Below are 5,215 nucleotides of genomic sequence, written 5' to 3'. Positions count from 1 at the left end.
CGCCCACGAGCACCCCCACGAGGGCCGTCACCTCCGACGCGCCCGAGCCGCACCTTCGCACAGACCCTGACCCGCCGCGGCTAAGTGGGCGTTGGCGGTGTCGGCCTTGCGTTCGGCCGCGATCTTCAGGTGGGTCCTGTGGTCGCGTACGGCGAAGTCGCGGCCGTGCGGGTCGGTCGGCGGGTCGGCCTCGTCGAGGTCGGCGCTGTCCGGTTGGGCCAGGAGGCGCGCCTGGGGGCTCTGGTGCGGCTGGACTTCAGTGGCGTGCGTTCTGGTGCTGTGGTGTGGGCGGTCTGAAAATACTTAAGTAGATGCTTGACTATGGGGTCAGAGCGGCCAATACTTAAGTATGTGCCTAAGTATTCGGAGTCGTTGGACCGCGTGTTCCAGGCCCTCGCCGATGAGACCCGCCGGGCCATCGTGGCGCGGCTCGTGCGCGGCCCGGCCACGGTGAGCCAGCTGGCCGAGCCGCTGGCCATGTCGTTGCCGGCGGTGATGCAGCACTTGCAGGTGCTCGAGACGGCCGGCCTGGTCAGGTCCGAGAAGACCGGCAGGGTCCGCACCTGCCAGATCGACCCGCAGGCGCTGCGCACGGCCGAGGAGTGGATCGCAAGCCAGCGCACCTCCTGGGAGCAGCGCCTCGACCGCCTCGACGATCTGCTGGCGCAGCGGCCATCCGAAGAACCGACCGAGCGAGAGCCGTAGGAAGAGAGCACCTCATGACCGTCACCCACGCCACCTTCACCCTGGAACGTCGCTACCCCGCCGAGCCCGCCAGGGTGTTCGCCGCCTGGGCCGACCCGGCGGCGAAGGCCCGCTGGTTCGCCTCCGGCGGGGAGCACGAGCTGGACTTCCGCGTCGGCGGCCGGGAGATCAACCGCGGAGCCGGCGAGGACGGCAAGGCGCTGACCTTCGAGTCCTGGTACCGCGACATCGTCGCCGACAGCCGCATCGTCTACACCTCCTCCCCGTGCGGCGGCGACGACCTGGCCACGGTGTCGCTGACCACCGTCGAGTTCGCCCCGGCCGACAGCGGCACGCTGCTCACCCTCACCGAGCAGGGCACCTTCCTCGACGGCCGCGAGGATCCCAGCTGGCGCCGGCAGGGCACCAGCGACTGGCTTGACGCACTCGGCGCCGAACTGCGGCGCTGACACCCCGGACGACCCCAGCCCGGCACCTCCAGGCAGGGACACGCAACAGGAGGAGCATCATGACGAGCAACCGCCGGCGCGTCCTCTCCCTGCTGGGGACGGCATTCTTCATGACCATCCTGGACGGCACCAGCCTGATGGCGGCCCTGCCGGCCATCGAACGCGACCTGGAGCCGTCCGGCCCCGCGATCCAGTGGGCGGTGACCGCCTACGCGCTGGCCTTCAGCGGTCTGCTGCTGCTCTCCGGCAGGGCCGCCGACATGCTGGGGCGCCGCAAGGTCTTCCTGGCCGGGATGGTGCTGCGGATGGTGTCCTCGCTGCTGTGCGGGCTGGCACCCTCCTTGGGAGCGTTGGCGGGGGCTCGCGCACTGCAGGGCATCTCCGCGGCGATCATCGCGCCGGCCGCGCTGTCGATGGTGGTCAACGCCTTCGCCGAGGGCCCGGAGCGCAACAGGGCACTCGGCGTCTGGGGCGGGCTCGGAGGGCTCGGTGCGACCGCGGGCCTGCTGCTCGGCGGGGTCATCACCGACACGCTCGGCTGGCAGTGGATCTTCTGGATCAATCTTCCCGTCGGCGCGGCGGTGCTGCTGCTGGCCCCGTACCTGCTCAGTGAGAGCCACGCCCGCACCCGGGGATTCGACCTCGCCGGCGCCCTGACCGTCACCCCGGCCCTGGTCCTGCTGGTCTACGTCATCACCCGAGTGCCCGAGGCCGGCTGGGACCTCGGCCCGCTGGCGGCAGCGGCGGGGCTGTTCGCGCTGTTCGTCGTGATCGAGCGACGTTCGGCGGCACCGCTGCTGCCGCTGCGGTTGCTGCGCTCGCGGACGCTGGTCGGCGGGAACCTGCTGATACTCGCCGCCGGGATGGCCGTCGACGGCATGCTGATCACCCTCACCGCACACGTACAGCAGGTGCTGGGCTGGTCCGCGGCTCTGTTCGGGCTGGTGACCGCTGCCATGACCGTGACCTCGGTGGCCGGGGCGCTGGCCGGCCAGCGCGTGGTGACCAGGCTCGGCGTCAGGCCGGTGGCCGTCGCAGGCACGCTCCTGCTGGGCGCGGCCTGTCTGCTGCTGACCCGGCTCCCGTCCGACGGCTCATCCGGCATCCTGCTCATCGCCCTGCTGGTGTTCGGCGCCGGGATGGGCACGGCCGCGGTATGCGCGCAGATCACCGCGCTGAGCGGTGTCGCCGAACGCGACTCGGGCCTGGCCGCCGGGCTCACCGACACCTCCTTCGCCATCGGCACCGCCCTCGGCGTGGCCATCTGCTCCACCGTCGCCACCAGCGCCGTCCACGACCCGGCCGCGCCGGTCCTCACCTCGGCGCACCACGCCGCCTTCGCCACCGCGGCGCTCTTCGCCGCGGCGGGCCTGCTCGTCGCTCTCACCCTGTTCGGCAAGCGCCTCCGGCCTGCCGCCGCGACCAGCCCTCCGGCCGGCGACGCTGTCAGCCGCGCCACACCCCACACCGCGAAGCCTTGACCCTGTGTCCATGGGGCACCCGGCCGGTGTCCATGATCTGCCAGGGATGCGTGACCCCGGGGGACTCGGCGGGGCTTGTCGCGTTCCTGGTATGGCGGTGAAGCCGCAGGTGGCGCTATGGTTCGAGCCGTGGTGATCGGTGACGCGCGCACGCGCATCCTGGACGCGGCGGAGGAGCTTTTCGCCGGCCGCGGCTTCGAGGCCACCCCGACCGAGATCATCGCCAAGCTGGCGAAGGTCCGCGACGATCTGATCTTCGACTATTTCCCGCGCAAGATCGACCTGTTGGTGGCCCTGGTCGACGAACGCACGCACGTCGAGGAGGACCGCGAGGTCGACGCGGTGCCCGGCGACCTGCGCGGCACGCTGTGCCGGCTGGCACGCGGGTTGCCGCTGCGGGCCTCGCCGGCGATGCGGCGCATCCTGTTCCGTGAGGCCGACACGCACGGCTCCGTGAAGGAACGGCTCACGCGGCTCAACGGCGAGCTGGTCAGGAGGGCCCGCTTCGCGCTCGGCCTGGCGATGCCCGGCGCGCGCGGCGACGCGGCGAGGCTGGAGGTGGCGGCGGCCACGTTCGCGGCCATCCTGCTCTACCAGGAGAACCTCTGCCAGCTAACCGGCCACCAGATCGATCCCGAGGCCGTCGCGGAACTCATCGCCCACTCGCTCGTCTAGCAGCTCGTCGAGCGCCGTGCGCAGGTGGTCGACCAGGCTCCACACGTCGTCCACCCGCTCAGGGCAGGCCACGAGGCCGAAGTCGATCATGCCGTCGTACGAGAAGCAGGTGATGCTCAGGCCGCCGCTCAGGTCGGTCACCACCGACAGCGGGTAGTACGACAGCAGCCTGCCCCCGCACAGGTAGAGCGGGAACTGCGGCCCCGGCACGTTGCTGATGATCAGGTTGATGGGCGGGAACGCCACCCCCGCCAACCGGAAGATCGCCGGGGTCGCCAGGCTCGTGACGGGGGCGGGCAGCATCGAGCACAGCTCGCTCGGCCACGTCGCCGGTGAGAGGGCGAAGCGCCGTTTCGCCCTGGCCATGGCGTCGCCGACCGCCTGCAGGCGCTCACCGGGATCGTCGACGTTCGTGGGCAGCGGGGCCACCATGGCGGAGATCTGGTTGCCGACGACGTCCTTGGCGGCGCCCGTACGCACCGCGACAGGGACCGCCACCACCAGCGGCGCCTCGGGCAGCGCGTCGCGCTCGCGCAACCACGAGCGCAGCGCCGACGTGCACAACGTCATGACGACGTCGTTGACGCTGATGCCGTTGGCCTTGGCGACCTTCTTGACGTCCTTCAGCGACAGGGACCCGAACGACAGGTGCCGCCGGCCGCTGATCGGCCCGTTGAACGGGGTGCGGGGCGCGGTGAGACGGGGCATCTCGGGACGGTCGTGGCGCTCGCCGGACACCATCCGCACCGCCTTGGCGATCAGCTTCGCGCCCGGCACGCCACCGACCAGCGGGATCGCGTCCAGGTCACCGGCCGCCCTGACGACCGACCGTACCGCCGTGACGGGGTGCGTCACCGTCCGCACGGCCGCTCCGGCCAGCATGCCGAGCAACCCGGGCCCACCATCCCCACCGCCGTTCCCGTCCCGCCGTCCATCCACCGGCACGACCTCCGCGTCGCCGCCCCGCCTGGCGGAGACACCGGACTCGGCGCGACCGTCAGCGGCGTCACCGACAGCACAGCCGGTCCTGGCCCCCTCCGCCCTGGGAAGAGCCGCGACGCCGGCCATCCTGCCGTTCGCCGGAACGCGCGCGGCGTCGCCCGCCGTACCGTCGCCGGGCAGGACAGAACCAGTGCCGGCGTCCTTCGGTGGGACGTCGGCGGAGGTGGGAGTGGCGGTGACGCCGTTCCCGGCCGACACGGCGGCGCTGTCGATCAGCCGGAGGTCCGCTGGGCCGGGAACGACGGCGCTGCCGTTGGACGGGACGTTGCTGTGGGCTGAAAGGACCGTGATGTCGGCCGGGAGTGCGCCGGCCGGCGGGAACGCGGCGGTGGTGCCCGTCGCCTCGGCGTCACCGGGGACGAAGGCGGTGATGTCCGCCCTGCTGGCGTCGGCGGGCATGGTCACGGTGGCGCTGTCAGTCGTTCGGACGTCAGCCAGGACGGGCGCGGCGATGGAGCCGTTCGGCGAGACGTCGCTGTGGACCGACAGGCCCATGAGGTCCGTCGTGCTGGCATCAGCCGGGACGACGGCGCTGGTGTGGCGCGTCTCGGCGTCGGTTGCGGCGAGATCAAGCGAGATGCCTGCTGTGACATCGGCCTGAGAAACGGCGGCTGAGATGTCGGCCTGCGGAACAGCGAAGGAGGCAGCCGCCCGTGTAACGGGGGCGGAGATGTCCGGTTGTGGACCCGGGGGAGTGGGCGTCGTTCCAGAGGACGCGGCGGCGGGCGAACCCGGTGAGTCCGGAGATGTGGAGGGGAGCGTATCCAGTGAGCCGGGAGAAGCGGCGACGGGCGTACCCAGTTGGGCTGAAGGTGCGGAGTCGGGCGTATCCGGTGAGGCGAGAGAGGCGGTGGGCGTACCCAGTGCGGCCCCAGAGGCGGCGGTGGGCGTAGCGGGTGAGGT

At 71.8% G+C, this 5,215-nt stretch carries 6 protein-coding genes; 5 read left to right on the top strand and 1 reads right to left on the bottom strand.

Going from position 1 to position 5,215, the window contains the following annotated elements; genetic code table 11:
• Positions 1-138: 138 nt before the first annotated feature.
• The 5 genes from C1J01_RS50715 (at position 139) to C1J01_RS45955 (ending at position 3,310) form a co-directional block, all read left to right on the top strand.
• Complete coding sequence (locus tag C1J01_RS50715) at positions 139-297, top strand: hypothetical protein (RefSeq protein ID WP_181449331.1); 159 nt, start codon at positions 139-141, stop codon at positions 295-297.
• A gap of 54 nt (positions 298-351) precedes the next feature.
• Positions 352-705 carry an ArsR/SmtB family transcription factor gene (locus C1J01_RS45970; RefSeq protein WP_235855122.1) on the top strand — a complete coding sequence of 118 codons (354 nt, stop codon included), beginning with the start codon at positions 352-354 and terminating at the stop codon, positions 703-705.
• 14 nt (positions 706-719) lie between these two features.
• A complete protein-coding gene (locus tag C1J01_RS45965; RefSeq protein WP_111185301.1) occupies positions 720-1,154 on the top strand; it encodes an SRPBCC domain-containing protein in 435 nt (144 codons plus the stop codon).
• A 59-nt stretch (positions 1,155-1,213) separates the two neighbouring features.
• Positions 1,214-2,635, top strand: coding sequence for an MFS transporter (locus C1J01_RS45960; protein WP_111185300.1), 1,422 nt, complete (start codon positions 1,214-1,216; stop codon positions 2,633-2,635).
• 129 nt (positions 2,636-2,764) lie between these two features.
• Entirely contained in the window at positions 2,765-3,310 is a 546-nt protein-coding gene (locus C1J01_RS45955; RefSeq protein WP_235855121.1) for a TetR/AcrR family transcriptional regulator, read from the top strand.
• On the opposite strand, the gene C1J01_RS45950 is transcribed toward C1J01_RS45955, so the two are convergent.
• Positions 3,248-4,807 (bottom strand): WS/DGAT domain-containing protein, encoded by a 1,560-nt coding sequence (locus C1J01_RS45950; protein ID WP_235855120.1) that lies wholly within the window; start codon positions 4,805-4,807, stop codon positions 3,248-3,250. The genes C1J01_RS45955 and C1J01_RS45950 overlap by 63 nt on opposite strands.
• Positions 4,808-5,215 lie beyond the last annotated feature (408 nt).

This window comes from Nonomuraea aridisoli (assembly GCF_003236395.1).
In the GTDB taxonomy this organism is placed as follows: Bacteria; Actinomycetota; Actinomycetes; order Streptosporangiales; family Streptosporangiaceae; genus Nonomuraea; species Nonomuraea aridisoli.
Note: the sequence above shows the minus strand (reverse complement) of the source record. Positions and strands in the feature narration are given on the sequence as shown.